The sequence below is a fragment of the Paraburkholderia tropica genome (assembly GCF_914484835.1).
In the GTDB taxonomy this organism is placed as follows: domain Bacteria; phylum Pseudomonadota; class Gammaproteobacteria; order Burkholderiales; family Burkholderiaceae; genus Paraburkholderia; species Paraburkholderia tropica_A.
The window spans coordinates 5,517-5,789 of record NZ_CAJZAR010000118.1; the positions used below are offsets into that span (position 1 = coordinate 5,517).

Sequence of the window (273 nt, forward strand, 5' to 3'; positions counted from 1 at the left end):
GCGCCCGCCCGCGGCGGCGAGAATCGGCGTGCCCGTGGGCGCCACGAGATCGACGCCGGGATGGAAGCTCAGGCGCTTCGTGAACGGATCGATGCGATTGCCGAACGGCGAGCCCATGCGCCCGCCGTCGGTCGGCCGGCGGCCCGGATACGCCTGCAACGCGACCTCGTGCAGCGCGACGGCGTGTTCGAGCGCGCTCAGCGTCGCGCTCATGCAGTCGACCTCGCCGGCCACCGCGTGCGCGTTGGCGCGCGCCGCCGAGGCCTCCGCGCA

The 273-nt window shown here is 75.1% G+C and carries 1 protein-coding gene; it reads right to left on the reverse strand.

Going from position 1 to position 273, the window contains the following annotated elements:
- The coding region (locus tag LDO54_RS39405; protein WP_436975785.1) for a M23 family metallopeptidase at positions 1–273 on the reverse strand (273 nt) is incomplete at both ends.